Raw genomic sequence first — 17,097 nt, forward strand, 5'->3', positions numbered from 1 at the left:
GCCGCGTCGGCGTGCTGGTCGCCGTGGCGCTGGCCGCGCTCACCGCCGACATCGTGTCCAAGATCGTCGTCGTGGCGACGCTGCAGGACGAGGAGCCGATCCGGCTGCTCGGCGGCCTGCTGACGCTGCGCGAGACCCGAAACAGCGGCGCCGCGTTCTCGATCGGCACCGGCTACACGATCGTCTTCACCCTGATCGCCTGCGGCGTGGTGGTGGCGATCCTGCGCACCGCCCGCAACCTGCGGAGCGTGCCCTGGGCGATCTGCCTGGGGCTGCTGCTCGGCGGGGCGGTCGGCAACCTCATCGACCGGATGCTGCGGGAGCCCGCGCCGCTGAAGGGCCATGTCGTCGACTGGATCCAGGTGCCGAACTTCCCGGTGTTCAACCTGGCCGACTCGGCGATCGTCTGCGGGGGCGTCCTGGCCGTCCTGCTGGCGGCGCGCGGCCTCCAGGTCGACGGGACGCGCATCACCGGCAAGGACGACGCCGCCGCGGAGCCCGAGCCGGAGCGAGAGCCGGAGCCGAGGCCGAAGGCGGAATCCGCACCCGAGCCCGAGCCCGAGCCCGAGCCCGAGCCCGAGATCGAGGCGGGCGACGCGCCGGCCTCGGAGGAGAAGTCGTGATGGGGGACGTGCGGAGCCTCCACGTCCCGGACGGTCTCGAAGGCGAGCGGGTCGACAGCGCGCTGTCGCGGCTGTTCGGCCTGTCGCGGGGCAGCGCCGCCGACATCATCGCCGCCGGCGACGTCCTGCTGGACGGCGCCGCCGTGGCGACCAAGTCCGAGCGGCTGCACGCCGGCGCCTGGCTGGAGGTGACGCTGCCGCCGCCGCCCGCACCGCCCGCGCCCGTCGCGGAGCCGGTCCCCGGTATGGCCGTCCTGTACGAGGACGACGACATCGTCGTGGTGAACAAGCCGATCGGCGTCGCGGCCCACCCCACGACCGGCTGGACGGGCCCGACCGTCCTCGGCGGGCTGCTCGGGGCCGGGCACACGATCGCGACCAGCGGCGCGTCCGAGCGGCAGGGCATCGTGCACCGGCTGGACGCCAACACCACCGGCGCGATGGTCGTGGCCAAGAGCGAGGCCGCGTACTCGCGGCTCAAGCGGGCGTTCAAGGAACGCCGCGTCGACAAGCGGTACCAGGCGCTCGTGCAGGGCCACCCCGACCCGTTCCGCGGGACGGTCGACGCGCCCATCGACCGGCATCCGTCCGGCGGCGGCCGGTTCGCGGTCGTGGCGGGCGGCAGGCCGTCGGTGACGCACTACGACACCGTCGAGGCGTTCCGCGCGGCGACGCTGCTCGACATCGACCTGGAGACGGGCCGCACCCACCAGATCCGGGTGCACATGGCGGCGATCCGGCATCCGTGCGTCGGCGACCTGCTGTACGGGGCCGATCCGACGCTGTCGGCGCGTCTCGGGCTGCGGCGGCAGTGGCTGCACGCGGCCCGGCTCGGTTTCGAGCACCCGGGGAGCGGCGAGTACGTGGAGTTCGAGAGCCCGTACCCGGACGACCTGGCCGAGGCCCTGGAGATCGTCCAGGCCGAGTCGTAACCGGGGCGGGACCAGGGCGGACGCGGTCAGAGGCCGAGCAGGCGCAGCCCGGCGGCGACGCCCGCGGCGACGACCAGCACCACGAGGAACGGCGCGCGCAGCAGGAGCGCGACGACGGCCGCGCCCAGGCCCGCCATTCGGGCGGCGTCGAACTCCAGCGTCCTGCCGTCGGCTAGTGCCTGGACGGCGATCAGCGCGGTCAGCAGCGCCACCGGGACGAGTTCGGTGAACCTGCGCACCCGCGGGTCGTCCAGGACCCGCTGCGGAGTGACGAGCCCGCCGAGCTTCAGCGCGTAGCAGCCGAGCCCGGTGGCGATCACCGCGACCCACGCGCTCACGGCGCCCTCCCGTCCGCGGTGTCCCCGTCCTTCCTGATCAGGGCGGGCAGCGCGGCGACGGCGGCCAGCATGACCGGCACGCCGGGCGGCAGCAGCGGCGTCGCCGCGATCGCGATCACCGCCGCGATCAAAGCGACCCGCACCTCGCTCCGCACTCTGCTCCCTGTGGGGGGACGACCCCCCACGCCACTCGTCCGAACGGGGTGCAGCCGCGGCCAGAGCAGCGCGAGGAACGCGGCCGGGCCGAGGACGTCGAGCCCGATGGCCTCCGGGTCGCCGAGCCGCGCCGCGCCCGCGGCGCCCAGCAGCGTGGAGCCGTTCCAGGTCACGTAGAGGCTGATCGCCGTGGTGTAGAAACCGGCGCGGGCCGCCGCCCGCCCGTCCTGCGCGGTGGCGACGGCGGTGGTCTCGTCGATGACGGCCTGCGCCGCGAGGAGGCGCCGCCAGCCCCGCACGCGCAGCGTGTCCGCGAGCCGCATCCCGTACAGGGCGTTGCGCCCGCCGAGCAGCACCGCGCCCAGCGACCCGGCGACCAGCCCGCCGCCCCCGCCGATCACCCCGGCCAGCGCGAACTGGGACGCGCCCGTGAACGCCAGCAGGCTCAGCACGCACGCCTGCGCGACGCCCAGCCCGGACGTGACGGCCGCCGCCCCGAACGCGAGCCCGGACATGCCGACCGCGATCCCGACGCCCAGCCCGTCCCGCACGGCGGCGGACGTCCGCGCGCCCTCGTCCGGCGCGCCCACCTCCTCGGCCTCGGTGACGCTCATGGCGTCCACGCTACGGACGGGCGCGCCCCGCAATCTTGAACGTTCTTGCACCGCCTCGCAGCGGGGCTCAGCGGTCACCGCTTCTCGGCGGCGTCGAGCCCGGCCTCGATGACCGCCGTCATGATGCGGGCGAGGCGGTCGGGGCCGAGGGACGGGGCGTGCGCCGCCATCGCCTCGACGATCTGCCGCTCGCGCGCCGGGTCGCGCCCGGCGAAGCCGCCGACCGGCTTGAGCCGCTGGACGGCGGCGGCGACCGCGGCGCGGTGCTCCAGCAGGGTGGCCAGGGCGGCGTCGAGCCCGTCGATCGCGGCCCTGGCCTCGCCGAGCGTGCCGATGTCCCCGGCGGACGGCAGCGGGACGCGCAGCTCGCCGCCCGCCCCTGCCCGGCCGCAGGCCGGGCAGGCCGCGGCGCCCTCCACGGGGTCGATGACCTGGTCGTGCATGTCGGGTTCCCTCTCGTGCGGCGGCCGCGTCGCGCAGGGGGATCCGTGCCCGGGCCGCTCTGGTCAACAGAAAAGGCAGAGCCCGCTGCGGGGCTCTGCCTTGCCGGCTCCGGGGTCGTCGCTCAGGTCGCGGCGGCGGCCGGCTCGCCCGGAGCCGGCTGCGTAAACCTGAAGCGACGACGTTCCACGGACCCGATCGTATGCGGTGACCGCCGGGGCCCGTCAAACGGCGGAAAGATCATCTCGCCTGTTGGGACGCGCGGATAACATGTCCGATATGGGGGAAGAGGTCGCGCACTATTACCGCCATCCGGCGCTCCCCGAGGTCGATCTGCTGCGCGCCCGCTTCGTGACGCACCGGTTCAACCGGCACGCTCACGACGGCTACGTGTTCGGCGTCATCGACGCGGGCGTGGAGGAGTTCGAGCATCCGGGCGGCGTCCAGCGCGCCGGGCCCGGCTCGATCGTCGTGGTCAACCCGGGCGTCGTGCACGGCGGGCACGCGGGCGCGCCGGAGGGCTGGGCGTACCGGGTGATCTACCCGCCGGTCGACGTCGTCGCCGGCGTGGCCGCCGAGCTGGGCGCGCGGCCCGGCACGCCCGTGTTCCCGGACCCCGTCGTGGACGACCCCGCCGCCGCCGATCTGCTGCGAGCCGTCCACCGGGCGGGGGAGAAGGGCGACGCGCTGGCGGCGTCCACCATGCTCAGGACGGCGCTGACGGGCCTGCTCACCCGGCACGCCCACGACATCCGGCGGGGCGACGCGTCCGGCGGGGCGTGGGGGATGCCGCGCGCCGTCCGCGAGGCCCGCGAGATCCTGCACGCGAGCCTCCTCGGCCCGCCGTCCCTGGACGAGCTGGCCGAGGCCGTCGGCACCCGCCCGTTCCCGCTGCTGCGGGCCTTCCGCGACACCGTCGGCCTGCCGCCGCACGCCTACCTCAACCAGGTGCGGGTGCGGGAGGCGCGCGTCCTGCTGGACGAGGGCCTGCGCCCGGCGGACGTCGCGGCCCGCACCGGCTTCGCCGACCAGGCCCACCTGACCCGCCATTTCAAGCGCACGCTGGGTGTCCCTCCGGGCGCCTACCGTAGTGCCCGGACGATTGGGCGCGTCGGGGCGCGCCCGGCCGCGCGGGAGAGTTAGGCTCTCAGGACCGCGTCGCCCCGGCGCCCCCGCCGGGTCGACGATCTTCCCCCGGGACCGATACGCCGACACGTATCCGCCAGGTACGTGCGCGTTCGCATGCGACGAGCAGGAGGCGCAGCAGGCATGGCCGACTCTTTCGTTCACCTGCACGTTCATACCGAGTACTCCATGCTGGACGGGGCCGCTCGGCTGAAGCAGATGTTCGACGAGGTCGGCCGGCAGAAGATGCCGGCGATCGCCATGACCGACCACGGCAACATGCACGGCGCCTACGACTTCCACAAGCAGGCGACCGCGGCCGGGGTCACGCCGATCATCGGGATCGAGGCGTACATGGCGCCCGAGTCCCGGTACCACAAGAAGAAGGTCCAGTGGGGCGAGCCGAGCCAGAAGCGCGACGACGTCTCCGGCGGCGGCCTGATCAACCACATGACGCTGTGGGCGCGGAACAGGGCGGGCCTGCACAACCTGTTCAAGCTGTCCAGCCGCGCCTACACCGAGGGCTTCGTCTTCAAGTACGCCCGGATGGACGAGGAGCTCCTCGCCGAGCACTCCGACGGCATCATGGCCACGACCGGGTGCCCGTCCGGCAAGGTCCAGACGCGGCTGCGGCTCGGCCAGTTCGACGAGGCGCTCAAGGCCGCCGCCAACTTCCAGGAGATCCTCGGCAAGGAGAACTACTTCCTTGAGCTGATGGACCACGGCCTGGAGATCGAGCGCCGCGTCCGCGAGGGGCTCATCGAGATCGGGAAGAAGCTCGACATCCCGCCGGTCGTCACCAACGACTCGCACTACACGCACGAGTCGGAGGCGACCGCGCACGACGCGCTCCTGTGCGTCCAGGTCGGCAAGCAGCTCGCCGACCCCGACCGGTTCCGGTTCGACGGCAGCGGCTACTACCTGAAGACCGCCGACGAGATGCGCGCGATCGACTCGTCCGACATCTGGGCCGAGGGCTGCCGGAACACGCTGCTCATCGCCGAGCGGGTCGAGTCGGACGGCATGTTCGAGTACAAGGACCTCAGCCCCCGCTTCCCCGTCCCCGAGGGCGAGACGGAGGAGAGCTGGTTCCGCAAGGAGGTCTGGAAGGGCCTGGAGCGCCGCTTCCCGGACGGCCTGCCCGACGGGTACAAGGAGCAGGCCGAGTACGAGATGGGCGTCATCCTCGGCAAGGGGTACCCGTCGTACTTCCTCGTCGTCGCCGACTTCATCATGTGGGCCAAGGAGAACGGCATCCTAGTCGGCCCCGGCCGGGGGTCCGCGGCGGGCTCGCTGGTCGCGTACGCGATGGGCATCACCGACCTCGACCCGATCCCGCACGGGCTGATCTTCGAGCGGTTCCTGAACCCCGAACGCGCGTCCATGCCCGACATCGACATCGACTTCCCTGAAGACCGGCGCGCCGAGGTCATCAAGTACACGACCGAGAAGTGGGGCGCCGACAAGGTCTCGTTCATCGCCACCTTCGGCACCATCAAGGCGAAGGCCGCGATCAAGGACGCGGGCCGCGTCCTCGGCTTCCCGTACGCGCTCGGCGACCGGATCTCCAAGGCGTTCCCGCCCACCGTGATGGGCAAGGACATCCCGCTGTCGGGCATCTTCGACGACAAGCACCCCCGCCACGGCGAGGCGGGCGAGCTGCGCAGGCTGTACGAGGAAGAGCCCGACGTCAAGCAGACCGTCGACCTGGCGCAGGGCCTGGAGGGCCTGATCCGCCAGACCGGCGTGCACGCCGCCGGCGTCATCATGTCCGGTGAGACGATCACCGACCACGTCCCGATCATGCGCCGGGACGCCGACGGCGCGATCATCACGCAGTTCGACTACCCGACCTGCGAGACGCTCGGCCTGCTGAAGATGGACTTCCTGGGCCTGCGCAACCTGACGATCATCGACGACGCGCTCCGCGGCATCGAGAAGAACAAGGGCGTGGCCGTCGACCTGCTCGCCCTCCCGCTGGACGACCAGCCGACCTACGACCTCCTCGCCCGCGGCGACACCCTCGGCGTGTTCCAGTTCGACGGCGGCCCGATGCGGTCGCTGCTGCGGCTGATGAAGCCCGACAACTTCGAGGACATCTCCGCCGTCGGCGCCCTGTACCGGCCGGGCCCGATGGGCGCGAACTCCCACACCAACTACGCGCTCCGCAAGAACGGCCAGCAGCAGATCACCCCGATCCACCCGGAGCTGGAGGAGCCGCTCAGGGAGATCCTCGACACCACCTACGGCCTGATCGTCTATCAGGAGCAGGTGATGGCGATCGCGCAGAAGGTGGCGGGCTACACGCTCGGCAAAGCGGATCTGCTCCGCCGCGTCATGGGCAAGAAGAAGAAGGCGGAGCTGGACGCCCAGTTCGTCGGCTTCGAGCAGGGCATGGTCGACAACGGCTTCTCCAAGGAGGCCGTCAAGACGCTGTGGGACATCCTCGTCCCGTTCTCCGACTACGCCTTCAACAAGGCGCACTCCGCCGCGTACGGCCTGGTCTCCTACTGGACGGCCTACCTCAAGGCGAACTACCCGGCCGAGTACATGGCGGGGCTGCTGACGTCCGTCGGCGACGACAAGGACAAGAGCGCCCTCTACCTGTCCGAATGCCGCCGGATGGGGCTGAAGGTCCTGCCGCCGGACGTCAACACGTCCGAGGCCGACTTCACCCCGCTGGGCGACACCGAGATCAGGTTCGGGCTGTCGGCCGTCCGCAACGTCGGCACCAACGTGGTGGACGGCATCGTCGCCGCCCGCAAGGAGAAGGGCGCCTACACCGACTTCAACGACTTCCTCAACAAGGTCCCGCCGATCGTCTGCAACAAGCGGGTCGTGGAGTCGCTGATCAAGGCGGGCGCGTTCGACGAGCTCGGCCACCAGCGCAAGGCGCTGCTGATGGTGCACGAGCAGGCCATCGACTCCGTCATCGACATCAAGCGCAAGGAGGCCGTCGGCCAGGACTCCCTCTTCGGCGCCCTGGAGGACGACAGCGGCGACGACGCGTTCGCCGTCGCCATCCCCGAAGGCGAGGAGTGGGACAAGACGACCCTGCTGGCCTTCGAGCGCGAGATGCTCGGCCTGTACGTCTCCGACCACCCGCTCCTTGGCGTCGAGCACATCCTGGAACGCGAGGCCGACTGCACGATCGCCGTCCTGAACGAGGGCGAGCGCCCCGACGGCCAGATCGTGGTCATCGCCGGGCTCCTGTCGGGCCTGCAGCGCAAGGTCACCAAGCAGGGCAACTCGTGGGCGATGTTCCAGCTGGAGGACCTCGGGGGCTCCATCGAGGTGCTGTGCTTCCCGTCGTCCTACCAGCTGTGCTCCACGCTCCTCGCCGAGGACGCGATCCTGATCGTCAAGGGCAAGCTGGACCGCCGCGAGGACGTCGCGAAGATCATCGCGATGGAGGTCACCCAGCCCGACCTGACGATCACCGACGCGACCGGCCCGTTCTCGGTCACGATGCCGCTCGGCCGCTGCACGCCCCCGACGGTCTCCCGCCTGAAGGAAGTCCTGATCACCCATCCCGGCCGGTCCGAGGTGCACCTGCACGTCCAGAACGGCCCGCGCACCACGGTCGTCCGCCTGGACGACAAGCTCCGCGTCGCCCCGTCCCCCGCGCTGATGGGCGACCTGAAGCAACTCCTGGGCCCGTCCTGCCTGGGCTGACCAGGGGTCAGGCGTCGAGAAGGGCGCGCGTCGCGGGGACGACCTCCTGCGTCCAACGACGAAGTTGCGTCTCGTCGCCGCTTTCCGGCCAGTACACGAACGTGTCGAAACCGGTCTCGGTGGCGAGCCCGGCCAGTACGCGGGCCCATCCCACGGCGTCCGTGCGGACGGGCTCCTCGCCCTGGAGCCGGACGCCGGCCGGGCCATCGGTGACGTGGCCGACGAGCTGGGCGATCCGGGTGATGGCGGACGGGTCGCGCCCGGCGTCCTCGGCGGCGCGGGTGATGACGTCCTGCGCCCCGCGCCACGCCTCGTACGGCAGGTAGTGCGGGATCGGCGCTGCCCACCCGTCCCCGACGCGTCCCGTGAGCGCGAGCGCCTTCGGCCCGACGCTGCCGAGCCAGATCCCGACCGGATGCGCGGGGGCGGGCCCCGCGTGGACGCCCTTGACCGTGTAGTGCGTCCCGCTGACCTTGACCGTCTCGCCCGGCCGCCACATCGCCCGGATGATCTCGATGGCCTCCTCCAGCGCCCGGAGCGCCTCCCCGGCCGTCCGGTGCGGGCCGCCCATCGCGGAGATCGCGGGCCAGAACGCCCCGGCGCCGAGCGCGAGCTCGAACCGGCCCCCGCTGAGCAGGTCGAGCGTCGCGGCCTGCTTGGCCAGGACGGCTGGTCCCCGCAGCGGCAGGCTCGCCACGTCCGGGAACACCCGAAGCCGCTCGGTGTCGGCGAGCAGCGTCGCGATGAGCGCGAACGTGTCGGCCTGGTCGGCCGCGTACGGATGATCCTGGACGCCGAGCAGATCGAGCCCGTCCCGATCGGCAAGACGGGCGAGCGCGCGGACCTCGCCCAGCCCCGCGGCGGACGGACTGAGCTGCACACCGAATCGGTAGATCATGCGATTCAAGCTATCGAGCCCGCGACCAAGGCCGAATCAGTAGCGCTACGGACATCAGCCACCGCCGCAACCACGCAGCAACCCAAACCGTCGCGATCGCGTCCGAAGGCAGGTTTCGAGCCTGCGAGAAACCTGATCGCGCAGCGAGCCGCCAGGCGAGTCGAAGCGATGCAGCGATCGCGCGCGGTGTCCGACGATGGAGGGCCCCTAGGGCCCGAAGGAGGAGGACACCGCAATAAGCTCAGAATGCCAGTCGACGAAGCGGCCCAGGCCGTCGAAGCGGGCGCGGGCTGTGGCGCCGCCGGGGAGGAGGGCCTCGGTTTGCAGGTCGGTCTGGCGGTACGGGACGCGGTGCCGGGACAGGAAGCCGGCGAGCGTCAGGCGCGGCTCGTGCGGGAACAGGCTCGTCGCGCTGGTCAGGATGCGGGGGAGCGGGATCGGGTCCCACCGGGCGGGCGGGGCCTGCGGGTCGTCGACGTGCAGGTAGGCGGAGCCGCCGTCGTAGCCGGCGCCGATGTAGCCGGCGCCGCCGAGGACGCCGCCCGCGGCCATCGCCATCAGCTCGCCGCCGTGCCCGGCGGGCCCCTCGTACCAGGACAGGTCGACCTCGGGCGTGGTGAACTCGGTGATGCCGAGCCGCTCGCCGACCGTCCGGATGACGAGGGTCGGGGTGACGGCGGGGTGCGCGTCGCCGAACTGCGGGTTCGCCCAGCCCCACAGCCAGGTGCGTTCCCGCGCGGCGTAGCTGCCGAGCAGGGACACCCGGACGGTGACGCCGCCGCTGGAATAGGTCCGTGCGGTCAGGTCGGCGCTCCAGTCCTCGCGCGGAAGGAACTCGGCGAGCGTCTCCTGCTGCTGCAGGACGACGGCCGCCAGGGCGGCGCCGAGGCGTTCGAACGCGGGGCTGAATCCGGACATGTCGGGCACATTATCCCAGTGGTCGGGCCGATCGCGGGCCTTATCGGACAGGCTAGGCTTTTCGCTGTCAGAGGACTCTTCAACGAGGAGCGTACGAGGTGCGGGGACCCACCGGGCGGCTCTCGGCGATGAGGTTCTTGGTGACCTGGGCGGTGACCGCCGCCATCGTGACGCTGCCGGGCCCGCTCGCGGGGGTGCTGTGGGCCAAGACCATCCCCGAGGTGACATACGTAATAGTCCAGGGTGAGCCGTTGCTGGCCGAACCGGAAGGTCAAGGCCCGATCGGGATCGACGCCCGGTTCGCCCTGATCGCCCTCGTCGCGGGTCTGCTGTGCGGCGTCGCCGGATATCTGGCGCGCGGACGGGGCGACGACATCGCGCTGCTGCTCGGGCTGGCCGTCGGCGGCGGCGCCGCGGCCTTCCTCGCCTGGAAGACCGGCCACATGATCGGGCTCGATGACTTCCAGGACGCCGTCAAGACCGCGCGCGACGGCACCACCGTGACCGGCGTCGCCGATCTGCGAGCCAAGGGCGTCCTCGTGTTCTGGGCCCTGCCCGCGGTCGCCGCCTACGGGCTGCTGGAGCTGATCCTCCGGCGGCTACCCGCGGGCGACGGCGGCGAGGCTGGCGCCGGTGAGGCGGACGAGATCGGCGGGGACGAGCTCGATCTGCAGTCCGCGCCGGCCGGCCGAGACGTAGACGGTCGCGAGCGCTGACACCGACTCGTCGATCACCGTCGGCAGCCGCCTGCGCTGCCCCAGCGGGCTGATCCCGCCGACGACGTAGCCGGTGGCGCGCTCGGCGTCGCGCGGCTCGGCCATCCGCGCCTTCTTGCCCCCGGCCGCCGCCGCGAGCGCCTTCAGGTCGAGGCTGGACGACACCGGGACGACGCCGACGACGAGCCGCCCGTCGACCTCCGCGAGCAGCGTCTTGAAGATCTGGCCGTGCGGGATCCCGAGGGCGTCGGCCGCCGCCTCCCCGTAGGACTCGGCGTTCGGGTCCGGCTCGTAGGTGTGCAGCGTGAACTCGATCTTCGCGTCGGCGGCGGCGACCGTCGCCGGGGTGCCCGTGCTGCCTTTCGCCTTGCTCATGGGGGCAGTCTGCCGTGCGGGGGTCAGGTCGCGCTGCCAGGGGTCAGTTCGCGTTGAACGACCCGTCCAGGAACTGGCCGGCGGGGATCATCGGGAGGACGTCCAGGATGCGGTTCTCCCTGACCAGCAGGTCGCGCTCGGCCTCCAGGCGCAGCGTCGCGTCGTCGCACTCCAGCAGCCGCTGCTTCTCGTGCCCGTCCAGGATGAGCGACGCCGCGATCACGTACGACAGGGCGACCGGGTCCTCGGGCGGCTCGCCCTTCTCGAACGAGCCGGCGCCGGCGGCGGTCAGCCGGTGCCGGTACAGCCGGAACAACCGCCGGACGCGCAGCGCGACGGGCCCGGGATCGGTGCCCGGGTCCTCGGTGAGGAACTCCACCTCGCCCTGCAGATAGGGGCGCGAGCGGTCCAGCTCCTTGAGCCGGAAGCGGCGGGCGCCGACCGTGACGATGTCGTACCGGCCGTCCGGGTGCGGCCGCGCGTCCCGCAGCTCGGCGACGCAGCCGATCTCGGCGAGGCGGTGCGCGGCGCCCTCGCCGACCTCGTGGCCGAGCTCGATGCCGACGACGCCGAAGCCGCGCGGCTCGGGACGTTCCAGGAGATCGCCGATCAGGCTGAGGTAGCGGTCCTCGAACAGGTGCAGGGGAAGCACCAGGCCGGGGAACAGCACGGTGCCCAGGGGGAACAGGGCGAGCCGCTCGGTCACTCTCTCTCCACGGTCCTGGGCGCCGCCGGGAAAGCGCCTTCCGCGCCAGCCTACGTCCTGGTCGATGATCTTGGTAAGGGGTGATTTTTCATAGTGTGAAGCGGATGTCATCGCCGGTAGCGTCGGCGCCATGAGGATGCTCGTCGTGGACGCCTTCACCGACCGCCCGTTCGCCGGGAACCCCGCCGGCGTGTGCCTGCTGCCCGACGCCGCCGATCCGGGGTGGATGCAGCGGGTCGCCGCCGAGATGAACCACTCCGAGACCGCGTTCGTCCGGCCGGTCGAAGAGCCGGAAGCGGACTACGAGCTTCGCTGGTTCACGCCGGTCATGGAGGTCGCGCTGTGCGGCCACGCCACGATGGCCTCCGCCCACGCGCTCTACGAGACCGGGGCGGTCGCGTCCGGCGGCCCCATCAGGTTCCGGACGATGAGGAGCGGCGTCCTCACCGTCACCCGGGACGAGACCGGACGGCTGTCCATGGACTTCCCGGCCTGCCCGCCCGAGCCCGTCGACGTCGTGCCGGACGGCCTGGCCGAGGCGCTCGGCGTCCCGGTGGCCGCGGTCGGGCGGAACGTCCAGGACGACCTGATCGTCGACGTCGAGGACGAGTCCGCCGTCCGCGAGATCGCCCCCGATATCCGGGCGCTGGCGGAGATCGACGCCCGCGGCGTGATCGTCACGGCCGCGGCGGGCGAGGGGCGGGAGCACGACTTCGTGTCCCGGTTCTTCGCGCCGCGCGTCCTGCCCGGCGACGCGGAGGACCCGGTCACCGGCTCGGCCCACTGCGCCCTGGGCCCGCACTGGGCGCGGCGCCTCGGCCGCGACACGCTGACCGGGCACCAGGCGTCGGCGCGCGGCGGGGACGTACACGTCGCGGTGCGCGGCGACCGGGTCGTCCTGTCCGGGGCTGCCGTCACCGTCCTGGACGGCGAGCTGCGCGTCTGAGACACGGGGCATCTCGGCACGTGAGACGGTGCGCGAGGGGCGCAGGGCACTCCGTAGACTGGACGGGTGATTTCCCGTATCGACCTGCGCGGCTCGCTGCCCGGCGATCCGCGCTCCGTGCTGCCCCGCGCCGAGCTCGACGTCGAGGCCGCCCTGGACAAGGTGCGGCCCATCTGCGACGGCGTGCGCCATCGCGGCTCGGCCGCGGTACGGGAGTACACGAAGGCGTTCGACGGGGTCGAGCTGGACGGCACCCGCGTTCCGGTCGAGACCGTCCACCGGGCGCTCGCCGAGCTCGACCCGGCCGTCCGGGACGCGCTGGAGGAGAGCATCCGGCGCGCGCGCCTCGTCCACCGCGATCAGCGGCGCACCGACGTCACCACGCAGGTCGTGCCTGGAGGGACCGTCACCGAGCGCTGGATCCCGGTCGGGCGCGTCGGGCTGTACGTGCCGGGCGGGCGGGCCGTGTACCCGTCCAGCGTCGTCATGAACGTCGTGCCCGCGCAGGAGGCGGGCGTCGAGTCCCTCGCCGTGACCTCGCCGCCGCAGCGCGAGTTCGGCGGCCTGCCGCACCCGGCGATCCTGGCCGCGTGCGCGCTGCTCGGCGTGGACGAGGTGCACGCCGCGGGCGGCGCGCAGGCGATCGCGATGTTCGCCTACGGCACCGACGAGTGCCGCCGCGCCGACCTGGTCACCGGGCCCGGCAACGTGTACGTCGCCGCCGCGAAGCGGCTGCTCAAGGGCGTGATCGGCATCGACGCCGAGGCCGGCCCGACCGAGATCGCGATCCTCGCCGACGCGACCGCGGACCCGGTGGACGTCGCCGCCGACCTGATCAGCCAGGCCGAGCACGACACGCTCGCCGCGGCCGTCCTGGTCACCGACTCGGTGCGGCTGGCCGACGAGGTCGAGACCGAGCTGAAGGCGCAGGTCGCCCGCACCCGGCACACCGAGCGGATCACCGAGGCGCTCGCCGGGCGGCAGTCCGGGATCGTCCTGGTCGACTCCGTCGAGGACGGCCTGAAGGTCGTGGACGCCTACGCCGCCGAGCACCTGGAGATCCACACCGCCGACGCGCCCGCCGTCGCGGCCCGCGTCCGCAACGCCGGGGCGATCTTCGTGGGACGGCACGCGCCGGTGTCGCTCGGCGACTACCTGGCCGGGTCCAACCACGTCCTGCCGACCGGGGGGTGCGCGTGCCACTCCTCCGGGCTGTCGGTCCAGACGTTCCTGCGCGGCGTCCACGTCGTCGAGTACGACCGCGACGCGCTCGCCGAGGCCACCGCCCGCGTCGTCGCGCTCGCCGAGGCCGAAGACCTGCCCGCCCACGGCTCCGCCCTGAAGGCCCGCTTCGACTGGGAGGTCCCGTCGTGACCTCGCTCGGCGATCTGCCCCTGCGCGACGACCTGCGCGGCCGTGAGCCCTACGGCGCGCCGCAGCTGGACGTCCCGTACGCGCTGAACACCAACGAGAACCCGTACCCGCCGTCCGAGCGGCTCGTGAAGGCGATCGGCGAGGCGGCCATGGACGTCGCCGGCACCCTGAACCGCTACCCCGACCGGGACGCCGTCGCGCTCCGCGAGGACCTCGCCGCGTTCCTGAACGCCGACACGCCAGGAGCCGGCCTCACCACGCGCCGCGTATGGGCGGCGAACGGATCCAACGAGATCATCCAGCAGATCCTGCAGGCGTTCGGCGGGACGGGCCGCACCGCGCTCGGCTTCGAGCCGTCCTACTCGATGCACCCGATCATCACCGGGGTGTCCGGGACGCGCTGGGTGAACGCCTTCCGCGACGAGGACTTCGGCATCGACCCCGCCCGCGCGATCGCGGCCGTCGAGGAGCACCGTCCCGACATCGTGTTCCTGACCTCGCCGAACAACCCGACCGGCACCGCGCTGCCGCTGGCGGCGATCGAGGCGGTGCTGGACGTCGCGCCCGGCATGGTCGTCGTGGACGAGGCGTACGCGGAGTTCCGCCGCAAGGAGACGCCGTCCGCGCTGACGCTGCTGGACGGCCGCCCGCGCCTGATCGTCACCCGGACGATGTCCAAGGCGTTCGCGATGGCCGGGGCACGGCTCGGCTACCTCGCCGCCGACCCCGCCGTGGTCGAGGCGCTGCTGCTCGTCCGGCTCCCGTACCACCTGTCGGCCGTCACCCAGGCCGTCGCGCGCACCGCCCTCGCCCACGGCGAGGAGCTGCTCGGCGGCGTCGACGCGTTGCGCCGCGGCCGCGACGATCTCGTAGCCTGGCTGCGCGGCGAGGGGTTCCGGGTGGCCGATTCCGACGCCAACTTCGTCCTGTTCGGGACGTTCCCCGACCGCCGGAAGGTCTGGGAGGCCCTGCTGGGACGCGGCGTGCTGATCCGGGAGGTGGGGCCGCCCGAGTGGCTGCGGGTCAGCGTCGGAACCCCGGAGGAGATGGCCGCCTTCCGCACCGCACTAAAGGAAGCACTGAAGGAGAGTCTGTGACGCGCAAGGGACGAGTCGAACGCGGGACCGGCGAGACGCAGGTCCTCGTCGAGATCGACCTGGACGGCACCGGGCAGGTCGACGTGGCGACCGGCGTGGGGTTCTTCGACCACATGCTGTCCCAGCTCGGCAAGCACGGGTCGTTCGACCTGACCGTCAAGACCACCGGCGACCTGCACATCGACAGCCACCACACGATCGAGGACACCGCGATCGCGCTCGGCCAGGCGTTCCGGGAGGCGCTCGGCGACAAGTCCGGGATCCACCGGTTCGCGGACGCGTCCGTCCCGCTGGACGAGGCGCTCGCGCAGGTCACCGTGGACGTCTCCGGCCGCCCCTACCTCGTCCACGTCGAGCCGGACGGCATGGCCCCGATGATCGGCCCCGAGTACGACACCACGATGACCCGGCACATCTTCGAGTCGTTCGTGTCGAACGCGCGGATCGCGCTGCACGTCCACGTCCCGTACGGGCGGAACGCGCACCACATCGTCGAGGCGCAGTTCAAGGCCCTCGCCCGCGCGCTGCGCGACGCCGTGGCCCTCGACCCGAAGGTGCACGGCATCCCGTCCACGAAGGGGGCGCTGTAGCCGTGGACATCGGTGACCTGCACTTCACCTACGGCAACGTCGCGGTCTTCGCGGTGGCGCTGTTCCTGCTGGCGGGCGTGTACAGCTTCGTCAAGCAGGGCCTGAAGATCGCCGCGCTGATCGTGCTCGTCCTCGCCGCGCTCGCCTTCACCGGAGGCGTGATGTGGCTGTGAGCAGGATCGTCATCCTGGACTACGGGTCCGGGAACCTGCGCTCCGCCGAACGCGCCGTCGCCCGCGCGGGCGCGGACGTGATCGTCACCGCCGACTGGGACGCCGCGCTCGCCGCCGACGGCCTCGTCGTCCCCGGCGTGGGCGCGTTCGCGGCGTGCATGGCGGGCCTCCGCTCGGTGCGCGGCGACCAGATCATCGGCCGCCGCCTGGCCGGTGGACGGCCCGTCCTCGGCATTTGCGTCGGCATGCAGATCCTGTTCACCAAGGGCATCGAGCACGGCGTCACCGCCGAGGGCTGCGACGAGTGGCCGGGCACGGTCGACCGGCTCGACGCGCCGGTCGTCCCGCACATGGGCTGGAACACCGTCGACGTCCCCGAGGGCTCGGTGCTCTTCCGAGGGCTGGAGGACGCGCGGTTCTACTTCGTCCACTCCTACGCGGCCCGCAGCTGGGACCTGGAGCCCGACCCGACCGGCGTCATCGCGCCGCCGCTGGTCACGTGGGCCGAGCACGGCGACCGGTTCGTCGCCGCCGTCGAGAACGGCCCGCTGTGCGCCGCGCAGTTCCATCCGGAGAAGTCCGGAGACGCGGGGGCCGAACTCCTCCGCAACTGGCTGGCCACGCTCAGCTGAGCCTTCCCTTCCATCTGCCTCGATAGGGTTTCCGCATGTCCTTGACGCTCCTTCCCGCCGTCGACGTCGCAGGCGGCCAGGCCGTCCGCCTGGTCCAGGGCGAGGCCGGCACCGAGACCTCCTACGGATCGCCGCTGGAGGCGGCGCTCGCCTGGCAGCGCGCGGGCGCGGAGTGGATCCATCTGGTCGACCTGGACGCCGCGTTCGGGCGCGGCTCCAACCGGGAGCTCCTCGCCGAGGTCACCGGGCGGCTGGACGTGAAGGTGGAGCTGTCCGGCGGCATCCGCGACGACGCGTCCCTGGACGCGGCCCTCGCCACCGGCTGCGCCCGCGTCAACATCGGCACCGCCGCGCTGGAGGACCCCGCCTGGTGCCGGAAGATCATCGCCTCGCACGGCGAGCGGATCGCGGTCGGCCTCGACGTGCGCGGCACCACGCTCGCCGCCCGCGGCTGGACGCGGGAGGGCGGCGACCTGTGGGAGGTCCTCGCCCGCCTGGAGGACGACGGCTGCCCCCGCTACGTGGTCACCGACGTCACCAAGGACGGCACGCTCCGCGGCCCCAACACCGGCCTGCTCCGCGAGGTCTGCTCCCGGACGGACAAGCCGGTGATCGCGTCCGGCGGCGTCTCGTCCCTGGACGATCTGCGCGCCCTCGCCGGGCTCGTCTCCGACGGCGTCGAGGGCGCGATCGTCGGAAAGGCCCTCTACGCGCAGGCGTTCACACTCGAAGAGGCCCTGGAGACCGTGAAATGAGCGGGGGAGGCCG

Annotated in this window: 19 protein-coding genes; 12 read left to right on the forward strand and 7 right to left on the reverse strand. The window is 72.4% G+C overall.

Annotated elements, in window-relative coordinates; all coding sequences use genetic code 11:
* Window positions 1-11: 11 nt before the first annotated feature.
* Window positions 12-623: a signal peptidase II gene (gene lspA / locus ACH35V_RS27425; protein ID WP_395976385.1), complete on the forward strand. Its 612-nt coding sequence runs from the start codon at window positions 12-14 to the stop codon at window positions 621-623.
* The gene (locus tag ACH35V_RS27430) at window positions 623-1,555 is read left to right on the forward strand and encodes an RluA family pseudouridine synthase (RefSeq protein ID WP_395976387.1); all 933 of its coding nucleotides are present in this window, start codon (window positions 623-625) and stop codon (window positions 1,553-1,555) included. The genes lspA and ACH35V_RS27430 overlap by 1 nt, the downstream gene beginning before the upstream one ends.
* A gap of 26 nt (window positions 1,556-1,581) precedes the next feature.
* On the opposite strand, the gene ACH35V_RS27435 is transcribed toward ACH35V_RS27430, so the two are convergent.
* The 3 genes from ACH35V_RS27435 to ACH35V_RS27445 form a co-directional block, all read right to left on the reverse strand.
* Window positions 1,582-1,893 (reverse strand): AzlD domain-containing protein, encoded by a 312-nt coding sequence (locus ACH35V_RS27435; RefSeq protein WP_395976389.1) that lies wholly within the window; start codon window positions 1,891-1,893, stop codon window positions 1,582-1,584.
* Window positions 1,890-2,663 carry an AzlC family ABC transporter permease gene (locus ACH35V_RS27440; RefSeq protein WP_395976391.1) on the reverse strand — a complete coding sequence of 258 codons (774 nt, stop codon included), beginning with the start codon at window positions 2,661-2,663 and terminating at the stop codon, window positions 1,890-1,892. The genes ACH35V_RS27435 and ACH35V_RS27440 overlap by 4 nt, the downstream gene beginning before the upstream one ends.
* A gap of 74 nt (window positions 2,664-2,737) precedes the next feature.
* On the reverse strand, window positions 2,738-3,106 hold the full coding sequence (locus ACH35V_RS27445; RefSeq protein WP_395976393.1) for a chorismate mutase: 369 nt from the start codon (window positions 3,104-3,106) through the stop codon (window positions 2,738-2,740).
* Window positions 3,107-3,374: 268 nt separating this feature from the next.
* Here ACH35V_RS27445 and ACH35V_RS27450 point away from each other — a divergent pair, with 268 nt between their 5' ends.
* Both ACH35V_RS27450 and dnaE read left to right on the forward strand, forming a co-directional pair.
* A complete protein-coding gene (locus ACH35V_RS27450; RefSeq protein ID WP_395976395.1) occupies window positions 3,375-4,247 on the forward strand; it encodes an AraC family transcriptional regulator in 873 nt (290 codons plus the stop codon).
* A 126-nt stretch (window positions 4,248-4,373) separates the two neighbouring features.
* Window positions 4,374-7,904, forward strand: a complete 3,531-nt coding sequence (gene dnaE / locus ACH35V_RS27455) for a DNA polymerase III subunit alpha (RefSeq protein WP_395976397.1) — start codon at window positions 4,374-4,376, stop codon at window positions 7,902-7,904.
* A 7-nt stretch (window positions 7,905-7,911) separates the two neighbouring features.
* Here dnaE and ACH35V_RS27460 read toward each other — a convergent pair whose 3' ends face one another.
* Complete coding sequence (locus ACH35V_RS27460; protein WP_395976399.1) at window positions 7,912-8,802, reverse strand: LLM class flavin-dependent oxidoreductase; 891 nt, start codon at window positions 8,800-8,802, stop codon at window positions 7,912-7,914.
* 207 nt (window positions 8,803-9,009) lie between these two features.
* Window positions 9,010-9,720 (reverse strand): DUF6882 domain-containing protein, encoded by a 711-nt coding sequence (locus ACH35V_RS27465; protein WP_395976401.1) that lies wholly within the window; start codon window positions 9,718-9,720, stop codon window positions 9,010-9,012.
* 98 nt (window positions 9,721-9,818) lie between these two features.
* On the opposite strand from ACH35V_RS27465, the gene ACH35V_RS27470 reads away from it, so the two are divergent.
* A complete protein-coding gene (locus ACH35V_RS27470; RefSeq protein ID WP_395976403.1) occupies window positions 9,819-10,436 on the forward strand; it encodes a hypothetical protein in 618 nt (205 codons plus the stop codon).
* Here ACH35V_RS27470 and ybaK read toward each other — a convergent pair.
* Together ybaK and ACH35V_RS27480 are read right to left on the reverse strand one after the other, a co-directional pair.
* Window positions 10,320-10,811, reverse strand: coding sequence for a Cys-tRNA(Pro) deacylase (ybaK, locus tag ACH35V_RS27475; RefSeq protein ID WP_395976405.1), 492 nt, complete (start codon window positions 10,809-10,811; stop codon window positions 10,320-10,322). The genes ACH35V_RS27470 and ybaK overlap by 117 nt on opposite strands.
* A gap of 43 nt (window positions 10,812-10,854) precedes the next feature.
* Window positions 10,855-11,517: an LON peptidase substrate-binding domain-containing protein gene (locus tag ACH35V_RS27480; RefSeq protein ID WP_395976407.1), complete on the reverse strand. Its 663-nt coding sequence runs from the start codon at window positions 11,515-11,517 to the stop codon at window positions 10,855-10,857.
* Window positions 11,518-11,647: 130 nt separating this feature from the next.
* On the opposite strand from ACH35V_RS27480, the gene ACH35V_RS27485 reads away from it, so the two are divergent.
* The 7 genes from ACH35V_RS27485 to priA all read left to right on the forward strand — a co-directional run bounded on the left by ACH35V_RS27485 (window position 11,648) and on the right by priA (window position 17,084).
* Window positions 11,648-12,463 carry a PhzF family phenazine biosynthesis protein gene (locus ACH35V_RS27485; protein WP_395976409.1) on the forward strand — a complete coding sequence of 272 codons (816 nt, stop codon included), beginning with the start codon at window positions 11,648-11,650 and terminating at the stop codon, window positions 12,461-12,463.
* 66 nt (window positions 12,464-12,529) lie between these two features.
* Window positions 12,530-13,837 (forward strand): histidinol dehydrogenase, encoded by a 1,308-nt coding sequence (gene hisD, locus ACH35V_RS27490; protein ID WP_395976412.1) that lies wholly within the window; start codon window positions 12,530-12,532, stop codon window positions 13,835-13,837.
* Window positions 13,834-14,934 carry a histidinol-phosphate transaminase gene (locus ACH35V_RS27495; protein ID WP_395976415.1) on the forward strand — a complete coding sequence of 367 codons (1,101 nt, stop codon included), beginning with the start codon at window positions 13,834-13,836 and terminating at the stop codon, window positions 14,932-14,934. Before hisD ends, ACH35V_RS27495 begins: the two co-directional genes overlap by 4 nt.
* Window positions 14,931-15,524: an imidazoleglycerol-phosphate dehydratase HisB gene (gene hisB, locus ACH35V_RS27500; RefSeq protein WP_395976417.1), complete on the forward strand. Its 594-nt coding sequence runs from the start codon at window positions 14,931-14,933 to the stop codon at window positions 15,522-15,524. Before ACH35V_RS27495 ends, hisB begins: the two co-directional genes overlap by 4 nt.
* A gap of 2 nt (window positions 15,525-15,526) precedes the next feature.
* Window positions 15,527-15,697 (forward strand): hypothetical protein, encoded by a 171-nt coding sequence (locus ACH35V_RS27505; RefSeq protein ID WP_165968861.1) that lies wholly within the window; start codon window positions 15,527-15,529, stop codon window positions 15,695-15,697.
* Window positions 15,694-16,329 (forward strand): imidazole glycerol phosphate synthase subunit HisH, encoded by a 636-nt coding sequence (gene hisH / locus ACH35V_RS27510; RefSeq protein WP_395976419.1) that lies wholly within the window; start codon window positions 15,694-15,696, stop codon window positions 16,327-16,329. The genes ACH35V_RS27505 and hisH overlap by 4 nt, the downstream gene beginning before the upstream one ends.
* 35 nt (window positions 16,330-16,364) lie before the next feature.
* Window positions 16,365-17,084, forward strand: a complete 720-nt coding sequence (priA, locus tag ACH35V_RS27515) for a bifunctional 1-(5-phosphoribosyl)-5-((5-phosphoribosylamino)methylideneamino)imidazole-4-carboxamide isomerase/phosphoribosylanthranilate isomerase PriA (RefSeq protein ID WP_395976421.1) — start codon at window positions 16,365-16,367, stop codon at window positions 17,082-17,084.
* The last annotated feature ends 13 nt before the right edge of the window (window positions 17,085-17,097 follow it).

It is taken from the genome of Actinomadura sp. 1N219, from assembly GCF_044326405.1.
Lineage (GTDB): Bacteria > Actinomycetota > Actinomycetes > Streptosporangiales > Streptosporangiaceae > Spirillospora.